The following is a 26,591-nucleotide window of genomic DNA, read 5'->3' as shown; positions in this document are numbered from 1 at the left end:
GTAGTGGCTCGTCCGAAGAGTGAAGACAAAAAACTGGCATTACTGGAAGCTGCAACCACAGCATTTGCACAATCAGGCATTGCGGCATCTACCGCCGTGATAGCCCGCAATGCAGGGGTTGCGGAGGGGACGTTGTTTCGCTATTTCGCGACCAAAGATGATTTGATCAACGAGCTTTACCTCTTTTTGAAGCAAGACCTTTGTCAGTCGATGATGGCAAATTTGGATCGATCGGTGACCGATGCCAAAACCATGACTCACTACATCTGGAACAGCTACATTAGCTGGGGCCTGAACCATACCTGCGGGCATCGCACGATTCGTCAGTTGGCCGTCAGCGAGAAAATCAGTAAAGAAACGGAACAGCAGGCTGACGATATGTTCCCGGAACTGCGCGATCTTTGTCATCGCTCCGTACGACCTGAGTTTATGTCTGACGAGTATCGCGCCTTTGGCGACGCGCTGTTTCTTTCTCTGGCAGAGACCACCATGGAGTTCGCCGCCCGCGACGCGGCTCGCGCAAAAGAATATATTTCGATGGGATTTGAGGCGATGTGGCGCGCACTCTCACCCGTGAGGAAAAATAATGGACGGCCAGACCTTACATGCCTGTGCAAAGCGCCTTGCGCTTGAACTGCCTTTTACCGAGCACTGCTGGCCATTCGGCCCGGAATACGATGTCTTCAAAGTCGGCGGCAAAATTTTTATGCTGGTCTCAGAGCTTCGCGGACGCCCGCTGGTTAACCTGAAAGCCGATCCGCAAAAGTCACTGTTAAATCAGCAGATCTACCCCAGCATTGAACCCGGCTATCACATGAATAAAAAGCACTGGATATCGGTCTACCCAGGCGACGACATTACCGAGTCATTACTGACGGAGTTGGTAAATGATTCATGGCATCGCGTCGTAGACGGCCTGGCGAAGCGGGATCAAAAACGCCTGCGTCCAGGTTGATTTATCGTTAACTCCGATAAGTGTTTTTGCATTTTCCTGTCTTATCTTTTTCTTGCTAACCCTGTACTCTGCTGAAACAAAACGCACCCGCAGGGTATGAAAAATCACCAGGAGTAGTTATGGATATTGTTTCTGTCGCCTTAAAACGTTACTCCACTAAGGCATTCGATCCGAATAAAAAACTGACCGCAGAGCAGGCCGAAAAATTAAAAACGCTGCTGCAGTTTAGTCCGTCCAGCACCAACTCTCAGCCGTGGCACTTTATCGTTGCCAGCACTGACGAAGGTAAAGCGCGCGTGGCGAAATCCGCAGCCGGCGGCTTTGTATTCAACGAACGTAAAATGCTGGATGCTTCCCACGTCGTGGTGTTCTGCGCCAAAACGGCGATGGACGATGCCTGGCTGGAGCGCGTGGTCGATCAAGAAGAGCGCGATGGCCGTTTCGCCACCCCTGAAGCCAAAGCTGCAAACCACAAAGGCCGTACCTTCTTTGCCGACATGCATCGCAAAGAGCTGAAAGATGACAACCACTGGATGGCAAAACAGGTGTATCTGAACGTCGGTAACTTCCTGCTGGGCGTGGCGGCGATGGGTCTGGATGCGGTGCCGATCGAAGGCTTCGATGCGGCGGTGATGGATGCAGAATTTGGCCTGAAAGAAAAAGGATTCACCAGCGTAGTTGTGGTCCCGGTGGGTCATCACAGCGTAGAAGATTTCAACGCCGCGTTGCCAAAATCTCGTCTGCCGCTGGAAACAACACTGACGGAAGTTTAATCCCCGCATTTGCATAAGCTCTACACAGCGGTCATCATAGACCGCTGTTTATTAAGGAGACGTTATGCAGGAATTGATATCTCAGGTAGAAGAACTCGGCATTGAAATAAATCACACCACCTCACTGGTGATGATTTTTGGCATTATTTTTATCACCGCCATTATTGTTCACGTTATTTTGCATTGGGTGGTATTACGCGCATTTGAAAAGCGCGCCAACGCCAGCTCCCGCCTGTGGCTACAAATCATCACGCAGAACAAGTTATTTCATCGGCTGGCATTCACCCTGCAGGGTATCATTGTCAATATACAGGCCGCACTCTGGTTACAGAAAGGCAGTGAAGCAGCAGAAATATTAGTAACCTGCGCACAGCTGTGGATCATGATGTACGCCCTGTTGTCCTTGTTTTCCCTGCTGGACGTCATTCTCAATCTGTCGCAAAAATTCCCTGCCGCATCGCAATTGCCGCTAAAAGGCATATTTCAGGGCATCAAGCTCATCAGCGCTATTGTCGTCGGAATATTGATGATTTCCCAGCTGATTGGTCAGTCACCGGCAATATTGATAAGCGGTCTGGGTGCCATGGCCGCCGTGTTAATGCTGGTGTTTAAAGATCCGATCCTCGGGCTGGTGGCCGGAATACAGCTTTCAGCCAACGATATGTTGAAGTTGGGTGACTGGCTGGAAATGCCTAAATACGGCGCAGATGGCGCGGTAATTGATATTGGCTTAACCACCGTAAAAGTGCGCAACTGGGATAACACCATCACCACTATCCCAACCTGGTCACTGGTATCGGACTCTTTTAAAAACTGGAGTGGGATGTCGGCTTCCGGTGGGCGACGCATTAAACGCAGCATCAGCATTGATGCTACCAGCATTCATTTTCTTGATGAGGATGAGCGTCAGCGGCTGCATAAAGCGCACCTGCTGAAACCGTATTTGACCACGCGCCATCAGGAAATTGACGAGTGGAATCAGCAGTTAGATGCGCCTGAATCGGTATTAAACCACCGTCGGATGACGAATATTGGCACCTTCCGCGCCTATCTGAACGAATATTTGCGTCATCATCCGCGGATTCGCAAAGATATGACGTTAATGGTGCGCCAGCTTGCGCCAGACGATCACGGCTTACCGATCGAAATTTATGCCTTTACCAATACGGTGGTCTGGTTGGAATATGAAAGTATTCAGGCTGATATTTTCGACCATATATTCGCCGTGATCGAAGAATTTGGCTTGCGCATTCATCAGTCGCCCACCGGAAATGATATTCGCGCGCTGTCAGGCGCGTTTCAACGCTAACGCTCAGGTACTGGCGCGTGAAATATAGCGCCAGTCCATCATCACCCTTTCCGTCTGCGCGTCAGGATTTTCTATTTTATTCAGCAGCAATCCTACCGCTTTGCGGCCTATATCCCGCGAGGGCTGCTCAATGGTCGAAAGCTGTGGGGAAACCATTTCTGCCAGTTCCGTACCGTCGAAGCCCACGACGGCGATATCCTGCGGGATCTGTAATCCGGCATTGAAAATAGCACGCATCGCGCCAGCGGCCAGCGTGTCCGATACGGCAAACACCGCGTCGGGTTTCACCTCTGCGGCAAGCAATGTTTTCATCGCCGCAATTCCTGCGCTGGAACTTAATTCGCTGGCGTATTCTACGGCCTGATACTCAAGCGACAGCGCATGCAGCGCCGCTTTATAGCCACGTTCGCGCAACCGGGCGTATTTATAACTCAGATCATGATTGATTAGCGCAATGCGTCGATAGCCCTTTTCCACCAGGTGAGATATTACCGACTGCGCAGCGTCAACATCGTTAATCCCTACGCAGGAAACCGCGCCTTTATCAGCATATTCCGCACACTGAACCCAGGGAGCGTCGCCAATCAGCGTGGTCAGTTCCGGTAATTTTGAGAATGCATCCATGGTGATAATGCCATCAACGATTTTCCCCGACAGCAGCTTTAGCGCCGATTTTGAGCGGGCGGTATCCGAGCCGGAATTACACAGCAAAATGCGATAGCCATTCTTTTCCGCCTCTTCTTCAATGCCTTTAACAACCTCTGCACAAAAAGGATTGGCAATGTTGGAAACCATCACCAGAATCATCGAACTGCGTGCCGTACGCAGCTGACGAGCCAGCAGGTTGGGCTGATAATTGCTTTCTTTAATAGCCTGTAGCACGCGCTCGCGATTTTTGGCTTTGACGGTATCACTGTGATTCAGCACACGCGATACCGTCGCCACCGACACACCGGCAAGCTGGGCGATTTTTTGAATAGACATAACGACGACAAGTCCTGCGGTTTAGGCTTTACGTTGAGGCTACCATAAAATCACTGCCCGGCGAACCGGGTGCGTGTTTAGCGCTGCACTGATACCCAGCGCTGCTGCTGATGGCTTTTTATAATCGCATCAATGATATACATCACATCCGCACCATCAGAAAATGACGCAAATCGACGCTCAGCCGTCGCGGGCATTTTGCCTGCCTGCACCGCCTGATAGAACTGCTGCATCATATTCTTGAACGCATCCGGCCAGCCCTCAATATGCCCACCCGGAAAGTGCGCACTGGCAGCAACATCCGCATTCATCAATCCTGGGTCATCGGTCAGGATCTGGTTCGCCTGCTGACGGTGCCCGATCCAAAGCTGTTGCGGCGTTTCCTGATCCCAGTGCAGTGAACTCTGGCTACCGTTAATTTCAAAGCTCAGGTGATTCTTGCGCCCGGCACTCACCTGTGAAACGCTAAAGCAGCCTTTGCTACCATCGTCAAAACGTACCAGCACCGATCCACAATCTTCCGTCGTCACCGCTTTATCCTCAAATTGCAGGTCAGCCGTTTGCTGGCCAAACGTAGCGTTACTGGCGATGCTGGCTTTTCGTACCGGCCAGACGATAGCCAGATCGGCCATCACCTCGACAATACGTTTTCCAGTGACGAATTGCACCGTGTCACACCAGTGGGAACCGATATCCGCTACCGCCCGTGAGTTGCCGCCCTGTTTGGCATCGACCCGCCAGTTGTAGTCAGTTTCCAGCAGCATCCAGTCCTGCAAATAGCTCCCCTGGACGGCAAACAGACGCCCCACGCTACCGCGCCTGACCATGCTGGCAGCCTGTTGTACCATCGCAAACTGACGATAGACAAAGCTCACGCCGTGCACCACTCCTCCCTGCTCCGCCAGCGTTTCCAGTTCACGAGCCTCCTCAGGCGTCATACACAGCGGCTTTTCTGAAAACACATGCAGACCCGCGCGTAGAATCTGCCGATTGATGTCGGCATGCAGATGATTCGGCGTACAGTTATGCACCACCTGCAGCCCGGGATGCGCCAGCAGCGCCTCAACGCTGCCGTACGCCTGAGGAATATGAAGAGCATCTGCACGTTCCTGAGCAACCGCCAGCGAGCTATCACAAAGCGCCACCACGTTCACACCGCCGAGTCGACGCAACGCCTCGATATGTGCAGGCCCAATAAAACCGCTGCCAATAATGCCAACCTGTATCATTTGCGTACCTCATCGCCAGCGGCGAAATCATCAAATGCGCGTGAAGAAACCGGAATAATGTGGCGGCGTATAAAATCGCTCCCCTCACGCGCCCCGGTTTGCGCGTCTTTCAGGCAACACTCCCATTCCAGTACCGCCCAGCCAGGGAAATCATATTGTGTGAGCTTGCTGAAGATGGTTTTGAAATCGACCTGACCGTCCCCCAGGGAACGGAAACGCCCAGCGCGATCGAGCCACGGCTGATAACCGCCATAGACACCACTGCGGCTACTGGCATGGTACTCAGCGTCCTTGACGTGAAACGCTTTAATGCGCGAGTGGTAAACATCGATAAACCCAAGGTAATCCATCTGCTGCAATAACAGATGGCTCGGGTCATAGAGAATGTTGCAGCGAGGATGATGATTAACCAGCGCCAGAAAGCGCTCGAACGTTACGCCATCGTGCAGATCTTCACCGGGATGGATCTCAAAGCAAACATCCACCCCATGATGATCAAAGCGATCGAGAATGGGTCTCCAGCGGCGCGCCAGCTCCAGAAAAGCCTCTTCAAAGCGCTGACGGTTATGCGGTGGCCACGGATAAAAGAAAGGCCAGGCGAGCGAACCAGAAAACGTAGCATGCGCCGTCAGCCCCAGCCTTTGCGAAGCCGCAGCGGCCTGGTGGAGGGTTTCGATGGCCCACGCCTGCCTGGCCTGCGGATTAGCGCGTACAGATGGCGGAGCAAATCCGTCAAAAGCGTCATCGTAAGCCGGATGGACGGCAACCAGTTGGCCTTCAAGATGGGTAGATAGTTCGCTAATCACCAGCCCATGCCCGGCCAGCATCCCATGAATATCATCACAATAGGCCTGACTTCTGGCTGCTTGTTCGACATCAAACAAAGACTTGTGATTACACGGGATTTGTAATGCCTTATAGCCCAGCTCCGCCGCCCATTTTGCCACGCCTTCCAGGGTGTTAAATGGGGGACGATCCCCGATAAATTGCGCCAGAAAAATGCCAGGCCCCTTGATGGTTTTCATAACCCCTCCTGAAAATTACGCCTGCTCTTTGTCGTCATACTTGAAAGAGAAAAGGAAAATCACGGCAATCACTGCGGCAGCCACTGCCGGGATCCACCAGAATGTGGTCCACGCCTGAGGCACCGTTTGCCCCGCCACCAGACGGTTGTAAAGTGCGCCTGAAATTTGCGAACCAAGCAGCATACCGATCCCATAGGTAAACATAACGATCATGCTTTGCGCCTGGCCTTTTACTTTCTCCCCGGCAATACGATCGGTGTAAATAAAGCCGACCACGAAGAAGAAGTCGTAGCACACGCCGTGCAGCAGAATGCCGAGATACAGCAGGAATCGGCCCTCTTCGCTGATGCCGAGGGCAAAGAATGCGTAGCGCACAAACCAGGCGCACATCCCGATTAACAACATGTATTTCACGCCCAGACGCCTGAACAGGAACGGGATCACCAGCATGAAGAAAATTTCAGACATCTGACCAAACGACATCGCCGTACTGACATCGCCAACGCCCGCATCAGCCAGAAACGACGCGGTATATGCGTAATAGGTTCCCAACGGTACAGAAATAAGGGTCGCGCAGAGCGAGAAGACAAAAAAGTGACGAACCTTGAGTAAGGCGAAAGCATCCGCACAAAACAGATCGCGCACTTTTACCGGCAGTCCTTTCGCCGGTGCGGGCGTGTTGGGCAACGTCAGGCTGTAGAGCGCCAGAATCACAGAAATAACCGCCGCCAGCGTAAAGATGCCGGTAGTATCCGAGATTCCGGTTACGCCGATAAAAATCCCCGCGACAATCCAGCCAATGGTGCCAAACACCCGCACCACCGGGAAAGTTTTGTCTTTATCCGACAGGCTATGAAAAGCAATGTTGTTGGTAAGCGCCAGCGTTGGCATGTAGCACAACGTGTAGCCAAACAGCAGACCAATCAACAGCGCACCGTTTTGCGCCACCAATGCCTGCGGAACAAACCAGAGGATCGCCGCGCCTGCAAGGTGCATCACCGCCATCACCTTTTGCGAGGCAAAGAAGCGGTCTACCAGCATCCCTAAGACGAACGGCGACAGAATAGAAGCAATGGGCCCGGCTGAAAACGCATCGCCAATCAGCAGCGACATGTTGTGCTGGCTCATCACCAACCCCAGCGTGACGGACCAACTTCCCCAGATAAAGAACTGTAAGAACATCATTAGCGACAGCCGGGGTACCAGCAGCCGGTACTGTACGTTCTGTTTTCCACTACTTTCGGTTGTTGACACCATTTTTTGCCTCACCTTTAAAAAGTAATCGATTACAAAATAGATTCAATAGAAAAGTAATCGATTACAAAATAAAGATCCTGCCAGCAAAGGCAAAATTGCGAGAGCGGTCACGATAAACATTGGGAGAAGATCCGATCCCATCCTGACGATGGGATCGGTAGAAACTTAGCGGGACTTACGACACAGCAGTTTGAAGGCAACGAACAGGAACAGGATCCACACCGGCAGGAGGATAGCTGACAGGCGCATATCGTCCATCGTACACATCAGCACCAGAATCATGCCAAGGAAAGCAATACACAGATAGTTCCCTGCCGGGTACAGCAGCGCTTTGAACTGCGTCTCACGTCCCTTACGACGCATCGCCGCCCGGAATCGCAGATGGGCCAGGCAGATCATAATCCAGTTCAACAACAGCGTCGCCACAACCAGCGCCATCAGCAGGCTAAAGGCCTTTTGTGGCAGGACATAGTTGATCAGTACGACCAGAGACGTAATAGCACCGGAGAGGATCAGTGAATTCACTGGTACGCCGCGACGGCTGACGCGGGTTAAGAACTTCGGCGCGTTCCCCTGGACAGAGAGACCAAACAGCATACGGCTGTTAGAGTAGACGCCACTGTTATATACCGACAGCGAAGCCACCAGAATGACAAAGTTCAGCGCTGAAGCCACCACGTTGCTATCAAGATTATGGAAGATCATCACAAACGGGCTGCTGTTGGATTTCACTTCCACCCACGGGTACAGCGCCAGCAGCACCACCAGAGAACCGATGTAAAACAGCAGAATACGGTACACCACCTGGTTTACCGCCTTTGGAATGCTTTTCTGCGGATCCTGCGCTTCTGCGGCAGTAATCCCGATAAGCTCAAGTCCGCCAAAGGAGAACATAATCACCGCCAGCGACAGGATCAACCCGTTCCAGCCGGTGGCAAAAAAGCCGTTGTAACGCCACAGGTTATCAATGCTTGCATGTTCCCCGCCGTGACCGGAAAACAGCATCCACACGCCAAAACCAATCATGCCGATAATGGCCAGCACTTTAATCAGCGCAAACCAGAATTCCGTTTCGCCATACAGACGTACGTTGACCAGGTTAACTGCGTTGATGATCACGAAGAATGCCGCGGCCCAAATCCAGGTCGGGACATCGGGCAGCCAGTACTGCATGTAGATCCCAGCCGCGGTCAGTTCCGCCATGCCAACCAGCACAAACATCACCCAGTAGTTCCAGCCGGACAGAAAACCCGCGAACGGTCCCCAGTATTTATAGGCAAAATGGGCAAACGATCCGGAAACGGGTTCTTCCACCACCATTTCGCCCAGTTGACGCATAATCAAAAAAGCGATGATCCCGGCAACGCCGTAACCCAGTAACACCGCAGGTCCCGCCATCTGAATAGCCGGGCCAATGCCCAAAAACAGGCCGGTACCAATTGCGCCGCCCAGCGCAATTAATTGAATATGGCGGTTTTGCAACCCCCGCTGAAGCGTCGGCTCATTCGTTGACGCGGCATCAGACACGCTGGTGTCAGATGCAGTTGACGCGTTTTTCACGCCCTTCCCCTGTGTCGTTTTTATTGAAGGGGCTTCTTTTAACATTTCAACCTGGTTGTCGCAAGGCGCAATAAGGACCCGCTGTGCCCGTGGCATTGCGTTTGTTCATAATTACAGTGAATTATTCTGGACGAAAAGGCATCGCAGGCCACAGAATGCGCTTTACTGTTTTTCTAACATTTTCAAACGGGTGAACCCGCTGTGTTTCAGCCACTCGTTTTTGAGCCAGGCCAGGCAACGACTGTCATGAATAAGATCATCAAACGACTGGAAATCGTCAAAAGCGCTATTGAACTGGAAGATGAGGAGATTATTTTCCAGCAGGTAGATCATCTGAAAAATGAGCCTATGTCAGTCTTGCCAGGCGCCATCGTTCAGGCGCTCGAAGCACGGCGCTTTAGTGATGCCCTACGTGAAATCACGGCCTGGCTGCAATCTCAACGGGCAGTCTCAACGTGGCAGGATCCTGCCATTGCCGCCAGTAAACTGGAACTAAAAGCGCTCGAAACACAGCTGCGTGACCTGATCGATAAGCGCAACACGCGCATTCAAATCCTCGATGATTTCAACGATCTGTATCATCTTCGCCTTGGGCCGCTGATGAGCCGGATCCTCGAGTTGCGTAAACAGCTCGCCGCCAGCGCCCAGCGCAAACAGGAAGCGGAGCGAAAACGCCGGGAACAAGACTATCAATCCTGCCAGCACTATATTTCCCAGGCTGTTGATCAACTGGCCAGGCTTAAGCAGCTCTGGATGAACCAGAATTCAGATTCGCACGAATCGGTGGAAACACGTCAACGAATTCAGCAACAAACGGAGCTTATTACCGCCCTGCTGGCGGAGATTCGTGAGCTGGAAAACGACTTTTCTCGCCAGGACGACAGCGCAGCCCGTCAGGCACAGGAAGAAGCCAGCCATGAATATGATGAATATCAGGAGCAGCAGCAGGATGCGCAACATCGTTTTAGCCGTGACCAACGGCTTTCTTCTGAAGAGCGTAATGAGTTAAAACGCCTGTGGCGTCAGGCCAGCCGTCTTTGTCATCCGGACGTGGTGGCGGACGATCTGAAAGAGAAAGCGCATCAGATGATGGTGCAGCTTAACCAGGCGCGCCAAAATGCCGACCTTGCTGCCGTTCGGGCGCTACTGACTCAATTGCAAAGCGGCCTCGAACCGATGATGGCGAGTGACCGATTGAACGATCTGCAGCATTTACGCAGCAAAATACAGCAGCTCAGAGAACAAATTAACGCTCTGCTCAAAGAGATTACCGAACTGGAAGCTGAGAACGCCTGGCGCCTTGCCACCTCCGTGACGGATAAAGAGGCTTACTTCTCCGATCAACAACGGGCGCTTACGGAAATCCGCAATACGCTGGAACAACAGGTGCAACAGGTTGAGCAGGAGCTGTTGGCGGGGTAAGCGCTATCAGCGATAGCAAGCAGAAAATACAACATCTTCAAGGGAGGTTTGAAGATTAAGCACCAAATGATAAAAATAGCACAAAATGCTTAGTTATTAAGATAGGTCAGAGTTATCACCTTAAATGCTCGAATTTTAGGTCGATAACTGCAAATAAGACAATATTTCTCTCTCCCACCGCTCTCCCTCTCTCTTTATCCTGGCCTTGATTAAGAATTCTCCTACCTGCCAATAGTCCCATTAAGAAGAATGGTTATCTGTTTGAAATATAAGATTTTTCATATAAATCCCCTCCAGTATAAATAGGAATACCCTGTCTTTATAGAAATGGCTGAAACATTATTCGCGTGATCCATAAGCGAAATCTATCAATCATTTACTCAGAGCTGAAATAAACGATTTATCTTAAATTTTAACAAAGTGTAATATCTACTTTAAGAATAGTTAATGATTCAAATTAATACAGAAAATATCTGTTGAATCTGCAATAAATAAGGATGCGTTCACACCAAAGAACGTCATACGAGATTTAATTAACATTTCATGCGTCGCAAGAAACTCTTTTTTTAGACTAAAAAAAGAGGCGACCGCCTGCACCAAAATTTCAAGGAGATCGTTATGTCTAAGGCTATTTTTTTGGGTGAATCAATTTATCCCTGGCTAGGCATGCGTGAAATCCTACGTGGTTCATCATTATATATTGATATCGCGTACTACTCCTCTCAGACGCTTTCTGCCGTCAACATAATCCCTTATGAAATGGATTGCATCATTATTAATCCTGACAACTCAGATTTTTTAAAATATGCCAGGATTATCCGCAACATGGCTTTACGCCCTGCCACAAAAATTATTGTTTTGGCAGATGAAGCTACTTTTTCTATTTTTCAAACCGTTTGCGGGAGGAACATGCTGTTCCTCGATCAAGACGCCAGCCTTGATCGGTTACTGCATGCCGTGACGTGCATATCACAAAACAAAAAACCAATTAATATCAAAGAAATAAATAACAAAATCACAGCAAACGAATTTAACGTAATGATGATGCTTGCCCGGGGTTGGTCATTGACTCAAATCGCTGGGGCATCACAAAAAAGTGAAAAAACCATCGGTGCGTACAAAAGCAACATTGCCAGAAAACTCGGGAAAAATAACTCCCGACTCAAGTACACCATTTCTCACTATAGCCAGCCGTAACTGACTTATTTAAGGACAATTATCACGGTTATTATTTAAAAGATTTCCTTTCGGCTCACTTTTTAATTCCGCATTGCACGGAAGGGAATCCTATTTCCAAAAATCTATTACCGGGTAGCACATCCGCGTGCCAACCATAGCCAACAACTCAATGTATTAACAATACACATAACAGGAATGTAGACGAGGGTTATATATGAACAAAGTTTACAGCATTATTTGGAACGCGGCGCTCGGTATCTGGGTGGTCGTTTCCGAATTAACCAAAGGAAAGAAAAAAAGCAGCTCACGTAAAACTGTCGCCGTACTGGCGGCCGGCGCATTAAGCGCTGCTTCAATGCAAGCTTCAGCAACTCCGATCATCGACATCGGTGAACATAATATTTTCGCCGACTACCAGACAGGTATTTCTGTTGGGGATTATGAGGGTGTCCACGACTACGGATTCTTATATGAAGATATCACTGCTGGTCAGGCGCTCAATATCAGCGGCGCGATCCCAACCATCAGTCCGGGTCAAAGTGGCGTTGTTGAATCAACGACCATCAGAGAGCTACTGCAAACCGGCAAAATCACCCTGCAGGCCACCAGCCCTGACCAGGGCGTAAAAACGATTACTACCGCCGAGGAGCTGGCGGAATACCTGACTTATAACCAATCATCAACGCCTTCGCAGAGCACAGAATTTGAGATTAACGACCCGGCGTTCCCCGGCGAAAAAACAACCATTAAAGTCTTTGATACCAACGCGTTAAGTAACTTTCTTACCGAATCACAGATTGGCGATTCGGCATTAAACACTTACGATCCGACGCAGTCTAAAATCTACAAACAATTTGGCATCGCGCTGGCGACAAACGGCTCCACGGCCAATCTGAATTTGGGCGACGACACGCTCAATGTACGCGCCAAAGCCAATACCATCGAATTACTGGCCAAAGACTCCTCCTTACTGGAGGCTCAGGACGCGGGTAGCCAGGTTTACTGGCAATCCGATAACTTTATAAAATTTAACGCCGCCCCGGTTATTCCTGAAAAAACCTTCGCCGGCTCAGCGCAAACCTCCGTGTTTGGCGATGATGTCACGCTCATGACCTACGGCTATGATACGGACGGCAAAGTCGTCGAAACGGGTGAGCGCACATTTAACATCACCAACACGCAGGAGTTGGCCGAATTTAACGACTGGCTGTTGGGCAATAGCAGCGACGCGGCGGAAAACCCGGAAGGCGAAAAAGTCAGCCAAATCCAACTGTGGCTGGAAGCGAATGAAGTCACTACCGTCACCGCAGCACAAACGAAGTATGCCGAGCTGATTGATGGTCTGATCAATTCCAGCAAGCCCTCTGACGTGCTCAGTTGGATTACGACGTCTGGACAGACGGCTTATCGCATGTCAATAACGCGACCGCTGGCCGCGGTGAGCTGCATGCTATTTACGCCAACGGCGCAGGCACCTCCGGCACCCTGAACAAAGATGCGATTCTTGCCGTTGACGGCAGTATTAATGGCGTCATGAAAGCCGTTGATAGCGGGGTTATCACAAACTTTGGCGAACTGAACGCATTACGAACGTCTACCGGGCAGAGCCTGGCGATTGGCATGCTGGCACAAGACGCGACGGCAACCAACAACGGGATGATCAACTCCGGGCTGTTTATCGATAAAGACGGCAACCAAAACGTCAACAGCTATGGCGCATTTGGTATGCAAGGTCAAGGCACCAGCCAGATCGCTAACAACGGCATCATCAACCAGGCGATCACCACCGATAACTTTGGTACCGCTTCGGCAGCCGATCCCTGGAGCAAAGACGTCCCCGCTTCTTCGCTGACGCTGGCGATTGGTATGCAATTGTCTGACGATGCGCAAGGGGTCAACAATGGCGAGATTAACGTCGTAGACGGACGTAAAAGCGGTACATCCTTTGCCAGCGGCACCGCTTATGGCGTAGAAGTCGCCGGGAATGCCACCTTTACCAATGCTCAGAATGCCTCTATTTATCTTGGTCGCGACGCAAGCGATCCGGCTAAAGATGTCACCATGGCAGGCGGTTCCAGCCTGAGCGCCGGTATTATGATCAAGAGCGCCAAAGAGGTGATTAACAACGGCCTTATCACGCTGGGAACCGGCGTCCGTAACGCCGCAGGGATTTTGGTCGGAAATGCCACGGGCAACGTCCTCAATACCGGCAATATCGTGATCAATGGCGGTTCTAAAGGGGGCAGCAGTAAAAACTACGGCATCTCCGTACACGACAGCGGCGCAGAAAATAATCAGGAAATCCGTAACGACGGCAAGATTAACGTGAATGGCACCAACAACGTAGGGATCCACGTTAGCGCCAATAACAAAAATGCCGAAGTCACCACCAGCGCTGCAGGCTCTATCGTGGTGGACGGTGAAGGCGGCGTCGGTAACCGTAACTACGCCATCTGGGCGGAAGGTGGCGCCAACGGTCAGGCAGTGGTCAACGTCTACTCTAATATTACGCTGGATAAAGCCGGTAACATCGGCGTCCACGTGCGTGATAACGCCATCGCTAACGTTGACAGCTTAAGTAGCCCCTCATTTAACAGCACCGATCAGATTGGTTATTACCTGTATGGTAAGGGCGCTACCGCCAATATTGGTCAGGCGGTGATGAATGACAACGGTCAGGATCGCACCACCATTTTCCGTATCGCCAATGGCGCATTGCTGGCCGGTAATACCACTAACCCGAAAGATCAGTCCACCTCCAACCTGGATTTGACTCTCAGCGGTAACAATTCCGTGGGCGTACTCGCCACCGGCGCAGGCAGTAACGTAGATACCGGTGAAGCAACGTTTACCGTTAAGGGCACTGACTCTGCGGCGCTGGTTATCGAAGGCGGCGCGAAAGGGACCATCAGCGATAAAACCACCATCAATTTAACCGGTGAAAGAACCGTTGCCGGGGTTGTGGATGGTCAGGCGCATCAGTTGAATGGTAATGTGCAGGGCAATGCCACGAGCACGACCCTGACCTCAAACGCGAAGATCACCTCTGAAGCCAGCGGCAACAAGGTAATCGCCTATGTGGCGAGGAATCTGGGCAACCTGATCCTCGATACCAAATCGATTATTGATCTGGCCAGCGTCGACAGCATCGGTGTCGATGTTCAAAAAGGCGGTAGCTTAACCAATAACTCCTCCCTCGCCCTGCATGTCAGCAACGGCATCGGCGTACGCGCCTCAGGCTCCAGCGCGCAGATTAATAAGCTGGGCAAAATTCAGGTTGATGATGGCACCGCTGGCGTTCTGTTGACCCAAGGGGCAAGCCTGCTGATTAACGGTATGACTGGCGACAGCATTACCACCGATGGCTCCGCTGACGGTATTCGCCTGGCCGAAGGCGCTGGCGCTCTGGCCGCGCAAAGCGTGATGATCCGCGCTGATGGTACCGGTGCCGGTATTCAAAACGATGCCAACAACACCAATATCACGCTGCGAGATGTCACCATCGACTCCAACGATGGCCCAGGGATCCGCACCAGCGTGGCGCTGACCATGAACGATGGGCTGAACAACATCCTCAACGTCAACGGTAAAGGTACCGGCTTCGCCTTTGAACAACGAAATGGCGACGCGGTGACGGGCAATCTAACCATCGGCAAAGGCTATACCATTGAGGTACTCAACAGCGAAGGCAGCGGTATTCGCGCCAATACGGACGGTCGTATCACCACCAATGCCGACATCAACGTACATGACAGCGCAGGTGGTTCAGCAATCATCGCGAAAAACGTTAGCGCATTGACCAACAGCGGCAAGATTATCTCTGCCAGTACCACCTCACCGGTAATAGACGCCAGCGGCGACAGCAGTAAAGCCATTACCAACACGGGAACCCTGCAGGCCATCAACGACTCGGCCGTGGCAATTCAGTCTGGTAAAGGCAATGACACCATCGATATCAGCGGCGGTGTGACCAGCGGCGTAATCAACACCGGCGAAGGTACGGATACCTTCAACTGGCGTAGCGGCTCTTATGCTGGCGAAGTGAATTTCGCGGGTACTGGCGGTAACAATAAAGCCAACATCGGCAATGTGACGCTGGATAAAACGCGCCACATCCTTACCGCAGCGGGTACGGGCAACGCCCTCACCTTCACTGATACAAAAGATGCGAAGATTGGTACGCTGGCTAGCGACAACCTGAATACCGGTACCAACATTGGCACTGGCTGGGATTCACTGACCATCAGCGGGTCAAATGCAGATGTACGCATCGTTGAAAACCTGAATCTGGCGAGCGAAACCCTTGCTGTAAACAATGGCGCCACGCTGCGTACCGGCGACCACGTCGAACCAACCAGCACTGCCGCAAGCATTGGCGATTACAATGTCACCACCCAGGGCGCAGACAGCAAGGTTATCTTCGATACTCAGGGGGATACCTCAACAGCACAGATCTATCGCGGCATCATCAGCGGCGACGGGAAATTTGAACGTGCGGCGGGCGGTACCACGGTATTTACCGCCAACAATAGCTACACCGGCTCTACCACCATTGATCAAACCGGTACGCTGCAGTTAGGTGACGGTGGAAATGAAGGCGAAGTGAGCGCCGTCTCTGACATCATCGACAACGGCGTATTGGCGATTAATCGCGCCAACACCGTGCTGCTCAACGGTGTGATCTCCGGTATCGGTGCGCTACAGCAAATCGGCGGCGGCATTACCCGTCTGAACGGCAACAATACCTATACCGGTAACACCACCGTTACTAACGGCACTCTGCTGGTGAATGGCGATCAAAGCGCGGCGCGCGGCGTCACCACCGTCAGCGGTACGTCCACACTTGGCGGTAAGGGCATTATCGGCGGTAACGTGCTGATGAACGATGCCACAACCATCAGCGCCGGTGACGGCGGTGCGGGTACGCTATCTGTTAACGGTAATCTGCAGCTTGGCAGCAAAACGACCTCCGCTTTCGAACTGGGGCAGGCCTTTACGCCAGGCGGTGCGCTAAACGATCTGGTGAACGTGGCAGGCGATCTGCAACTGGACGGGACCCTGGATGTTACCACTTCGCAAGGCGGTAACTTCGGACCGGGCGTGTACCGTATCTATAATTACGGCGGTACGCTGGATAACCAGACGCTGGAGCTGGGCGCAATACCGGACAGTCAGGATAAGAGCAATATTTTTGTCCAGACCTCTATCGACAAACAGGTCAACCTGGTGAACGCCAACGGCGTTACCCTGCAATTCTGGGACGGGGCGACGGTAAGTCAGAGCCACGGCGCGTCGGGCATTGAGGGCGACAGCAAAATTGACGGTGGCGATGGCAAATGGATGGCGATCGGCAGTCAGGGTGATAACAACTGGACCACGGCAACGGGCGAAGGTAACGCACCTTGGGCGCAGAAGTCCTTTGCCGTCTTCACCACCAAAGGTGGCACCGTTACCGTGGATAACGCCGCAGGAGAAGTTAACTTCTCCGGGGCACAGTTTGACGCCGATGGCTATGTCGTTAAAGGCGACGCACTTAACGCTTATGCCACCACGGAAAACGCGACCCACGCCGGCCAGACGCCGGGAACCGGTGAACTGCTGCTGCGCGTTGGCGCGGGTGGCGCGGGGCAAAACTATACCGCGACCATTGAGTCCGTCATCCGCGAAGCCAGCACGACTGACAAGCTGACGCTGGTGAAAACCGACCTTGGCCGTCTGATCCTCAGCGGTGATAACGCGTATCGCGGCGGCACACGCATTGATGGCGGTACGTTGCAGATTTCCGCCGACAGCAACCTCGGTCAGAGCGGAACCGACCTGGCTATCAACAATGGCTCCACGCTGCAGATGGGTGCGGACCTGACCAGCAATCGCACCATTGCGCTGGGCGCGAATGATAACGCGGCGGTGTTTGACCTCAATTCACATAACTTCACGCCAACCGGTGAGATTACCGGCGACGGTAAACTGAAAGTCACCAGCAGCTCAAGCGATGCGGGCAGTACCTTGTCGCTCAATCGCGCGAACAGCTATAAAGGCGACACAGAAATTGCCGGTACCGGAAATGCCAACAATGTGACGGTCAACGTCAGCAAAACCGGGGCCTTAGGTAGCAATGAAAGCAGCACCGTGAACGTCAATAACGGGGCGACGCTCAATGTCAGCGGAACAGAGACCAGCCTGAAATCCCTGACCATGAACATCGCCGACAGCCTGTTAACACTGGCGGATAACGTCACCGCCGCGAGCGCAAAACTGAACCTGACGGGCACAGCGAAAGCGCTGTTAACCGATAACGCCACCGCGGGCGAGGCGACGGTTAACGTGTCAAAAGACAGTACGTTGGCGCTGGAAGAAAACGCCAGCGGTGGTTCTGCTAGCGTGAATAACAGCGGACTGATGACCTTTGCGGACCAGGCGCTAGCAGAGAATACCGTCGTTAAAAACCTGGCTGGCGGCAAGGTCGATATCAGCGCAGTCGACAGCGCAACATCTATCGGCTCGTTGTCCGGCGCTGGGAATGTCGAACTGGGCAATAAAGAATTGTCGCTGGGTAATCTGCATCTTGATGACACCATCAGCGGCATTATCAGCGGCAACGACGGCAGCCTGGTGAAAATCGGTGACGGCACGTTAACGCTGACCGGCGATAACACCTGGACCGGCACCACGGACGTCAATGAAGGCGTACTGCTGGTCAACGGTAATCAGTCTGCCGCGACCGGTCAGGTGACGGTGAAATCTGGGGCAACGCTCGGCGGGAACGGTATTATCGGCGGCGCGGTTGATGTACTGGATGACGGCCATATTACCGCGGGTGCGGCCATCAATAGCGTGGGTAAACTGACTACCGGTTCACTGACGCTCAGCGATAACGCACAGCTTGATTACCAGTTTGGTCAGGCCTATACCCCAGGCGGAGCCTTCAATGACCTGATTGATGTGAATGGCGATCTGACGCTCGATGGTAAGCTCAATATCCAGACCTCTCCAGGCGGAAGCTTTGACGTTGGTGTTTACCGCGTCATCAACTATACCGGCACATTAACCAACAATGTGATGGACATTGCCGACGCGCCGGAAGCTGCGGACAGCCTGTACGTACAAACCTCGGTTAAAAACCAGGTTAACCTGGTCAACCATGCCGGGCTGACGCTGCGTTTCTGGGACGGCACCGGCGGTGAGAATGGCGAGCTGAAAAACAACGGCGTCATCAACGGCGGCGACGGTATCTGGCAATCCAGCCAGGGTAATGACAACTGGACTACGGATGAATCAACGCCAGAAGGCGCGCTGAATGCACCGTTTACCGATGCTGCGTTCGCCGTCTTCCAGGGTGAAGCGGGCAACGTAACCGTCGATAACAGCAAAGGCGACGTCATCATCAGTGGCGCACAGTTCGCCACCGATGGTTATCGCGTGGGCGGTGAAGCCATTACCACCGATACGGCTAATACGCTGATTCGCGTCGGCGATGGCACAGTAGACGGCGCTAACTACACCGCGACTATCGACAGCGTGATCCGCGGCACCGGCGGCTTGAATAAAGGCGACCTCGGTACGCTCATCCTCACTGGCGACAATACTTACAGCGGTGGAACCACCATCACCTCAGGTACGCTGCAGGTAGCGGGTGATACCAACCTTGGCGCACCAGAGACGGGAATTACCTTTAATGGTGGTACGCTGAAATATGGTGAAGCGTTTGATACCGCTCGTCAGGTGACTCTGGAATCCGGCGGCGGGACATTCGACACCAACGGACATAACGTTTCTCTGCTGACGGAAGTCGAAGGTAACGGTCAGTTGACCAAAACCGGTAAAGGTTCCCTCACCCTGACGCTGGATAACACCTACACCGGTGGCACCACCATCGAGCAAGGCGTTTTACAGCTGGGTAACGGCGGTGATATCGGCAGCATTCAGGGGGATATCGTTGATAACGGCGTACTCAACGTCAATCGTGGCGATACCCTGGCGCTGACCGGTAATATCAGCGGCGAAGGCCAACTGCATCAAACCGGCAGCGGTGTTACGGAGTTGCATGGTGAAAACAGCTACAGCGGCGCAACGCTGATTGCCAACGGTGTACTGCAGGCGGGTAATACCAACACTCTGAGTAGCGCATCACACCACTACGTTGTCGCTGACACCACCCTCAACACGCAAGGTTACAACCAGACGGTAGCGGGACTGAGCAACGGCGGCGATGTTTCACTCATCGGCCAGCAGACTGGCACAACGTTAACCGTCAAAGGGGATTACACCGGCGAAAAAGGGACTATCAACATGGCGGCCACACAAAATGGCAGCGGCGCAGGCATTGCCGACCGTCTGATTATCGATGGCGGTAAAGCCAGCGGTAGTACGCTATTGGATGTCGATGGTTCTGGTCTCGGCGCACCAACCATTGGTGATGGTATCGAAGTGGTAACCGCGCTCAATGGCGCAACCACTACGGCACAAACGTCACGAGACGCCTTCCATCTTGCCGCCGATCGTATGGCAGCAGGCGCATTTGAGTATCAACTGCATGCGGGCAACGCTCAGGGTCAGGGTGAAAACTGGTATCTGAGAAGCGAATATCGTCCAGAAACTATGCTGTATTCTGGTCTCGCCAGCGTCGTTCGTCAGGGCGACATCAGCCTGTTAGGCAACATGCACCAGCGTATGGGTGACGAGGTTAAACCGGGTATTGATGAAGACAATCGCGCCTGGGCAAGAATGATTGGCTACTCCGGTAAAACCAAACTGGATGATGCGGCTGGAACGCAAACCAGCTCCCACACCATGGGGATTCAGGTTGGCGTCGATATGTATGCCAACGAAAGCTGGAAAGCCGGGATGTATACCAGCATTCTTGATATCGACAGCAACGTGAAAGGCACGAAGACAGGCAGCGACGGCAAAGGCGGCAACATCGACGACAACGCGTTTTATGTCGGCGGCTACGCCACCTGGTTCTCGGGCGACGGGATGTATGTTGATAACGTCCTGCAATACGGTAACCATAAATCCCGCCTGGCGGCGACCGGTAACAACGGCTCGTATACCGTCAGAGGCAACACGCTGACGGCGTCAACAGAAGTGGGTAAATCGTTCCGTTTAGGCGCCAGCGCATGGAGTCTGGAACCTCAGGCTCAGTTGATCTATCAATACAGCGACTTTGATAACGGGCGGCTTGATGGTGTGACCCAAACGAAAGTGAAAATGGATACCGCGGATTCCTTTACCGCCCGTCTGGGCGTGCGTCTGGTCGCTGACTATGACACCAACCATGGCAAATTCCAGCCTTACGGCAGGGTCAACGTCTGGCAGGGTCTGGGTTCAAAAGACAAAACGCACTTTAGCAATGCGGTAGCCACCACCACGCTTGAGTCTTCACAACAGTACTCCAGCACTGAAGTTGCAGCCGGTCTGTCATGGTCTATAGACAGAAACCTGCAGGTTTACGGAGAACTGGGTACGCAATTTAGTAACGGTGGCAGTAAGTCGCAGGTTGAAGCGCCGGTTAATGCATCAATTGGCTTTAAGAAATCGTTCTAAGCTGACATAAACTCGCTAGCCCTCTGTTTAACAGGGGGCTTTTTTTTTGCCTGTCACAGATACAAAGCTACCTGATGCGCTTAACGTATCAGGCCTACGGACTTATTTTTATAGGCAGGAAAAGCGCGGGAGCGGCCCTCTGGCAACGCGAAACAAACGAGATTCAGGGGAACAACAGAGAGGGAGAAGATTAAGGATTATACTGCGTCAGGAGTAACGGGATCTCTTCTGCTAACACTGGGGGAGAAATGAAAAAGCCTTGAATTTTGTCACAACCAATCTGCATCAGCCGGTCCAGTTCGGACTGGGTTTCCACCCCTTCAGCAAGAACTTCAATACCAAAATTGTGCGCCAGTGAAATTATACCCTCGACAATCTTTGTTGAGCGGGTATCGGGTTCAATGCCGGCGATAAATTCCTTATCAATTTTTAAGGTATCAAAAGGATATTTCAACAGATAGTTAAGATTGGCGTGGCCGGTTCCAAAATCATCAAGGGCAATTTTGACCCCTATCGCCTTCAGCTCCGTCATATTTTTAGCCGCGACTTGACTGTCGCACAGCGGCGACGTTTCCGTGACCTCTATCTGGCATCGATGAGGCGGGAGACCACATACAGTAAGATTTTTTCTGACGCGTTGGGGTAACAGCGGATCGCAGAATTCAAGCGCGGAAATATTGACGGACAATACAAGGGGCTCTGGCCAACGGGTTGCCACATCCCAGGGAGTGTGGGTAACCATATCTTCAATTGACATGATATTGCCGCTGTCTTCCAGCAAGGTAATAAAAATATCGGGAGAGATCATCCCCATCTGGGGGCTATTCCAACGCATTAATGCTTCAAACCCGCTAATACGCTGATTACGCAAATTAAAAATTGGTTGATAAACCATATAAAGCTGACTGGTATTCAATGCCTTTTCAAGCGCGGTTAACACCTCACTAGAATTAAACATTCCTCTCTCCCTCAACAAATCATAAAAATTAAAAACCAGTCAATATCACTCCCGAATTGTATCTACTATTAGGTGTGTTACATCAGAATAGAATGGCCAGGTTAGGGTAAAAAAGACATACGATGGGTAAATCTGACAATTAATTTATTTAATTCCGAGGTATTGGTCAGTCCCAGCTTGGTGACGACCCTCATTTTATGCGCCTGGATAGTTTTATAATTCAGGCTGACTAACTCTGAAATTTCTCTCGCGGTATATCCGTTTACCAATAAACTCAGAATCTGCTGCTCTCTCTCGGTTAATCTTTTCTGTGAGCGATACAGCCGGGGATTCCATTTCCCGGCCGTTAACGACGCCAGTTGACCGAAATCGCGCAGTGAAGATTTCTCCGTCAAAACTATCGTTTTTTCAACATATAATAACTCTACACATAATTTCGCCACCAAACTATCAGCAATAATTACCACGACATTATTATAAAACTTGAAGCGGTTTTTATTCAAAAACTGCACGATAGCTGAACATGGTTGTTCGTTATCAATGATATTAAAAACCATGGTTTGATGCTGGCATAATGATGACTGATGCAACATATCCTCAAACTGGAATGTTTGTATCGGTACATGTTTGCTTGTCAGGTAGGCGAACAAACCGTTGCCCACAAAATTATCACTGCCACACATCAACATCCTGTTCATCGCTCCTTATCAGCATCAAATCTTGTTACTCATTAAAAATTTAATAATAATCTTTTCGACCTCTGCCTCTTCACGACGATTTTTAAAATCGAACTCACATGAGATCTGATGACAGGCATACAATTGATTATCCTCATCAAATTCATTGATCATGACGACATCGATCACTTTCAAATCCAGCTGTAAACTGCCAAACGTATCAAAATCCAGCGCGGCATTTTTAATCACCGCATCTTTATAGAGAAAACGGGAGTTCACATCTTTAACAATTAATGCACAACCGCCCTGCGAGATGTTTTTAATCTTCAGAGAGTAGTTTTCTCCGTTTTTGTAACGACCAAAACAGAAAAAGTCGTAACCCTTCAGGAAGGAAAAACGCTGATTTTGTCGCTGCTGGGCAAAGAAAATCATATCTGGGATGAAGTAGGATAATCCTGCTTGTGCACCTGCTGATAAGGTTTGTTCGAATCTGGCACTAAATTTTACAATCCCACTTTCACTGTGCAGGATAAAGTACTGGACCTTTTCAGGAACAATATCTTCGTGTCCGGAGATGACAAACCGCTCGAAATCAATCTTCTCTAACTGCGTGATAACACTATGGTTTTCACATAACACTTCCAGTTTCGTTTTCTTGTGCAACTCTTCACGAAGGGTAGCGATGATTTCAAACTTGTTGTCCTTTGCTAATCCAAAGCTCATTCTAAAACCCTTATTTCCATATTTAAGATATGTCTCGCTTGTGGTTACTCACAAAACGCAAGATCAGCATCCACCCCTGGTGCTTAATTACCATAGTGGATTCCATGTCGAACAGTTGGTTAAAAATTAAGTTTTTAACTATCTTTAGCCATTTATTGATACGTAAAAACATTTAATCAAAGTTAATTCTAGCTGAAGCCATGCCTAAAACCACATGAAGTTGTTGGCTAACTATAACAAAAGAGAATAATAAATTTTTTTGAGATGTCATTTTGAGATAACAAATAGCAAGAACTACACAGAAAAAAAATAGAGGGAAATGAATGGGTTTTGATGGAAGGACCACGCAGTATGCGGACTGGCGTGCTATCGCAAGAAGAAGAGAAAATGCTTACGGCACTATATCATTAACCAGGAATATAGCTCCGACTAGTTATTGTGAAAAAGTGAATAATTATAATTCACATGTAAAATGAATTTACCTTAGGGCAGAAAAAAGGCCAGCATCCTGCTGGCCCGGTAATTACCGAATCGAACTATAGAGGCTTACTGTCTTACAGAGGGTACAACGTTAAAAATTCAATACTTTTGCTTAATAATTGATCGCGATGAATCTGCGATGATCATCACCGCTCCCGCCAGCATTAATGTGTCTTTCAACACCAGACGCCCGGCTCCTGACAAGTACGGAAAACCGTGGTGCAAATCGCCCAGTGGCATCACCCATGCTTCCGGTGTGGTAATTAAAAATGATAACGTCACAATCGGAGTAGCAAATGCCAGTACGCCACCAATTAATCCCAACCAACGGCTAACAGGATTAGCCAGCACCAGCAATGCGATCAGCACTTCGACTACGCCCAGACCATTGGAGAACGTATAGGTGTTATTCGCCTTCTGCCATTCCCGCTCCTGCGGTTTAAACTCACCTTCGTGGGTTAAATGCTGCTTATATTCTTCTGGATGTTCATAAAAAAATGACATTACCGGACTATTGGCAACAAATGGCGTAATACTATCGGCTTCGTAAGGTACAAATTTCAATAAGCCAATCCAGATAAAAACAATGGCAATACTCAGGCGAATCAATGTTAATCCAATTCTATCGCCCTTGCTGAGTAAACGCAGATACTTTTCCATTCAGACTCTCCTCACTTGTACAAAATTGCGGTTGCGTGAGTGCTGCTATCAATGCGCATTGAGGTAATTTTCCAGGAAGTTGCCTTCTTTTCCTGCGCCAGCCTGGCGATTGCATGTTCAACAACAGAAGGTGCAGCGGCAATTGCCGACACGCTGACGCGGGCTACTTCGACTGGCTGTTGTGCCAGTGCAGAAAATGTCACCGGCGCAGTCAGTAAAGCAGTCAACAATAATGAAGTTTTAAGCATGTTCATTTCTATTTCCATTAACAAGTGATTTCACTCGTAATAGAATAAAACATTATTGCTTATCTTATTTCCTCCATAACACCAGAATAACTGTTCATGAGTATTTCTTTATATATGATAAAAAAAAGCCCCACACAGGTGGGGCAATCATGCAAACTATATTATTATTTTATTAGAGAGAAGAGATCGTTCAGTGATTCGCTCATGCTCGGATGAGTAAATATTTGATCGCGCAATGTCGTGTAAGGTAAACCAGCATCCATAACGGTTTTAATGATATTAATCATCTCATGAGAATCCACGCACAGCAGCGATACGCCTAATATCTGTTTCGTTTCGCGATTTACCACCGCTTTAAGTACGCCACGCGTGTCATTCATCACCCGTGCACGCGGGATAGCCGCGACAGGCAGGGTGACAACCTGGACCGCCGCGCCGCTGGCGCGAGCTTGTTCTTCTGTCATCCCCACACGGGAAAGCGGCGGCGTCATAAAGACAGAATACGGTACGTTTTGGCGATCGCCGGTGTTACGTAATCCCTCGCCTAACAGGTTGTCGCGCACAATACGGAAGTCATCCAGCGAGATATAGGTAAATTGTAACCCCCCCGTCACATCGCCCATGGCCCAGATATTGTCTGCCGAAGTACGCAGATATTTATTCACTACAATGGCACCGCGCGCGTTGACATCCACACCCGCTTTCTGCAACTGCAGATTTTCAGTTGCCGGTTTGCGACCCGATGCCACCAGTAGCGCATCCACAGTCTGGACGCCTTCCGGCATTTGCACCTGCACCGCGCCGTCATGGGACGAAACCGCCTGCACCCTGGCATTAAGGATAATCTCAACCCCTTTGTCGCGTAAAATGTTGGCGATAGCGTCGGCAATATCCCGATCTTCGCGGGCTAAAAACAGTGGGGCGGCTTCATAAATGGTGACCTTACTGCCAAAGTTGGCAAACATTGATGCGAATTCAACACCAATATAACCGCCGCCCAAAATCCCCAAACGTTCCGGACGTTGCGTCAAATTTAACAACCCGGTACTGTCAAACACGCCCGGTGTAGTCATTACCCCTGCCACGTTTGGCATCGTTGCCTGTGCGCCGGTATTAATAAAGATCTTTTCGCCGCTTAGCTCAATCGCGCCTGTTGGCTGCACGACCCGCACCGTATGGTTATCAATGAATTCAGCACGACCTTCAATCACATCTACATTTTCCAGATCGGCAAGATTATGGAAGTTTTTATCACGCAGAAAGCTGACAACGGAGGCCTTGCGCTGCATCGCCGCAGCAAAGTCATGCTGAAGTTCAGCATCGTGTACCAGGGTTTTGGTGGGAATGCAGCCGATATTGATACATGTCCCGCCATACATGGTGTTTGACTGTTCAATAATCGCCACTCGCCAGCCCGTTTTCGCCAGGGTAGCCGCCAGCGTTTTACCCGCTTTGCCAAATCCGATAATAATCGCCTGATACTGATTCATGCTGTCTCTCCGCCATGTCACTGTTCGTTTGTTGAACTGAAGTATAGGTTTAACGATGCATGAACAATGTATCCATATCGCGCAAATTACTGTCAAATCGTCTAAATCACTACTAT

Annotated in this window: 17 protein-coding genes and 1 pseudogene; 7 read left to right on the top strand and 11 right to left on the bottom strand. The window is 50.7% G+C overall.

Going from position 1 to position 26,591, the window contains the following annotated elements:
• Nucleotides 1-3 precede the first annotated feature (3 nt).
• The 4 genes from B9P82_RS00350 to B9P82_RS00335 all read left to right on the top strand — a co-directional run bounded on the left by B9P82_RS00350 (nt 4) and on the right by B9P82_RS00335 (nt 3,037).
• Complete coding sequence (locus tag B9P82_RS00350; RefSeq protein ID WP_101699783.1) at nt 4-633, top strand: TetR/AcrR family transcriptional regulator; 630 nt, start codon at nt 4-6, stop codon at nt 631-633.
• Nucleotides 587-955 (top strand): MmcQ/YjbR family DNA-binding protein, encoded by a 369-nt coding sequence (locus B9P82_RS00345; protein ID WP_016152172.1) that lies wholly within the window; start codon nt 587-589, stop codon nt 953-955. The genes B9P82_RS00350 and B9P82_RS00345 overlap by 47 nt, the downstream gene beginning before the upstream one ends.
• A 119-nt stretch (nt 956-1,074) precedes the next feature.
• On the top strand, nt 1,075-1,728 hold the full coding sequence (gene nfsB / locus B9P82_RS00340; RefSeq protein ID WP_016152171.1) for an oxygen-insensitive NAD(P)H nitroreductase: 654 nt from the start codon (nt 1,075-1,077) through the stop codon (nt 1,726-1,728).
• Nucleotides 1,729-1,792: 64 nt separating this feature from the next.
• Entirely contained in the window at nt 1,793-3,037 is a 1,245-nt protein-coding gene (locus B9P82_RS00335) for a mechanosensitive ion channel family protein (RefSeq protein ID WP_101699781.1), read from the top strand.
• A 3-nt stretch (nt 3,038-3,040) separates the two neighbouring features.
• Here B9P82_RS00335 and B9P82_RS00330 read toward each other — a convergent pair whose 3' ends face one another.
• From B9P82_RS00330 to pheP, 5 genes are all read right to left on the bottom strand, one after another.
• A complete protein-coding gene (locus tag B9P82_RS00330) occupies nt 3,041-4,021 on the bottom strand; it encodes a LacI family DNA-binding transcriptional regulator (protein WP_016155936.1) in 981 nt (326 codons plus the stop codon).
• 77 nt (nt 4,022-4,098) lie between these two features.
• Entirely contained in the window at nt 4,099-5,250 is a 1,152-nt protein-coding gene (locus B9P82_RS00325) for a Gfo/Idh/MocA family protein (RefSeq protein WP_101699779.1), read from the bottom strand.
• Nucleotides 5,247-6,275: a sugar phosphate isomerase/epimerase family protein gene (locus B9P82_RS00320; protein ID WP_019076229.1), complete on the bottom strand. Its 1,029-nt coding sequence runs from the start codon at nt 6,273-6,275 to the stop codon at nt 5,247-5,249. The genes B9P82_RS00325 and B9P82_RS00320 overlap by 4 nt, the downstream gene beginning before the upstream one ends.
• 15 nt (nt 6,276-6,290) lie before the next feature.
• Nucleotides 6,291-7,532, bottom strand: coding sequence for an MFS transporter (locus B9P82_RS00315; protein ID WP_016155933.1), 1,242 nt, complete (start codon nt 7,530-7,532; stop codon nt 6,291-6,293).
• Between the two features lie 165 nt (nt 7,533-7,697).
• Nucleotides 7,698-9,092 carry a phenylalanine transporter gene (pheP, locus tag B9P82_RS00310; RefSeq protein WP_047415083.1) on the bottom strand — a complete coding sequence of 465 codons (1,395 nt, stop codon included), beginning with the start codon at nt 9,090-9,092 and terminating at the stop codon, nt 7,698-7,700.
• A gap of 246 nt (nt 9,093-9,338) precedes the next feature.
• On the opposite strand from pheP, the gene B9P82_RS00305 reads away from it, so the two are divergent.
• From B9P82_RS00305 to B9P82_RS00295, 3 genes and pseudogenes are all read left to right on the top strand, one after another.
• A complete protein-coding gene (locus B9P82_RS00305) occupies nt 9,339-10,514 on the top strand; it encodes a coiled-coil domain-containing protein (protein ID WP_046275128.1) in 1,176 nt (391 codons plus the stop codon).
• A gap of 618 nt (nt 10,515-11,132) precedes the next feature.
• A complete protein-coding gene (locus tag B9P82_RS00300; protein ID WP_049040880.1) occupies nt 11,133-11,711 on the top strand; it encodes a helix-turn-helix transcriptional regulator in 579 nt (192 codons plus the stop codon).
• 196 nt (nt 11,712-11,907) lie between these two features.
• Nucleotides 11,908-21,239: pseudogene (locus B9P82_RS00295) on the top strand (autotransporter outer membrane beta-barrel domain-containing protein).
• Between the two features lie 190 nt (nt 21,240-21,429).
• Here B9P82_RS00295 and B9P82_RS00290 read toward each other — a convergent pair.
• From B9P82_RS00290 to rclA, 6 genes are all read right to left on the bottom strand, one after another.
• Complete coding sequence (locus B9P82_RS00290; RefSeq protein ID WP_047501818.1) at nt 21,430-22,197, bottom strand: putative bifunctional diguanylate cyclase/phosphodiesterase; 768 nt, start codon at nt 22,195-22,197, stop codon at nt 21,430-21,432.
• Between the two features lie 101 nt (nt 22,198-22,298).
• Nucleotides 22,299-22,886, bottom strand: a complete 588-nt coding sequence (locus tag B9P82_RS00285; RefSeq protein ID WP_101699776.1) for a helix-turn-helix domain-containing protein — start codon at nt 22,884-22,886, stop codon at nt 22,299-22,301.
• A gap of 24 nt (nt 22,887-22,910) precedes the next feature.
• Complete coding sequence (locus B9P82_RS00280) at nt 22,911-23,597, bottom strand: flagellar brake protein (protein ID WP_016152158.1); 687 nt, start codon at nt 23,595-23,597, stop codon at nt 22,911-22,913.
• Between the two features lie 579 nt (nt 23,598-24,176).
• Nucleotides 24,177-24,737 carry a reactive chlorine resistance membrane protein RclC gene (rclC, locus tag B9P82_RS00275; protein ID WP_016152157.1) on the bottom strand — a complete coding sequence of 187 codons (561 nt, stop codon included), beginning with the start codon at nt 24,735-24,737 and terminating at the stop codon, nt 24,177-24,179.
• 11 nt (nt 24,738-24,748) lie between these two features.
• The gene (rclB, locus tag B9P82_RS00270; protein ID WP_029139445.1) at nt 24,749-24,985 is read right to left on the bottom strand and encodes a reactive chlorine resistance periplasmic protein RclB; all 237 of its coding nucleotides are present in this window, start codon (nt 24,983-24,985) and stop codon (nt 24,749-24,751) included.
• A gap of 164 nt (nt 24,986-25,149) precedes the next feature.
• On the bottom strand, nt 25,150-26,475 hold the full coding sequence (gene rclA, locus B9P82_RS00265; RefSeq protein WP_101699774.1) for a reactive chlorine resistance oxidoreductase RclA: 1,326 nt from the start codon (nt 26,473-26,475) through the stop codon (nt 25,150-25,152).
• Nucleotides 26,476-26,591: the final 116 nt, after the last annotated feature.

It is taken from the genome of Citrobacter sp. L55, assembly GCF_002850715.1.
Classification (GTDB): domain Bacteria; phylum Pseudomonadota; class Gammaproteobacteria; order Enterobacterales; family Enterobacteriaceae; genus Citrobacter; species Citrobacter braakii.
The sequence above is the reverse complement of the archived record's forward strand: the minus strand, read 5'-3'. Positions and strand labels throughout refer to the sequence as shown.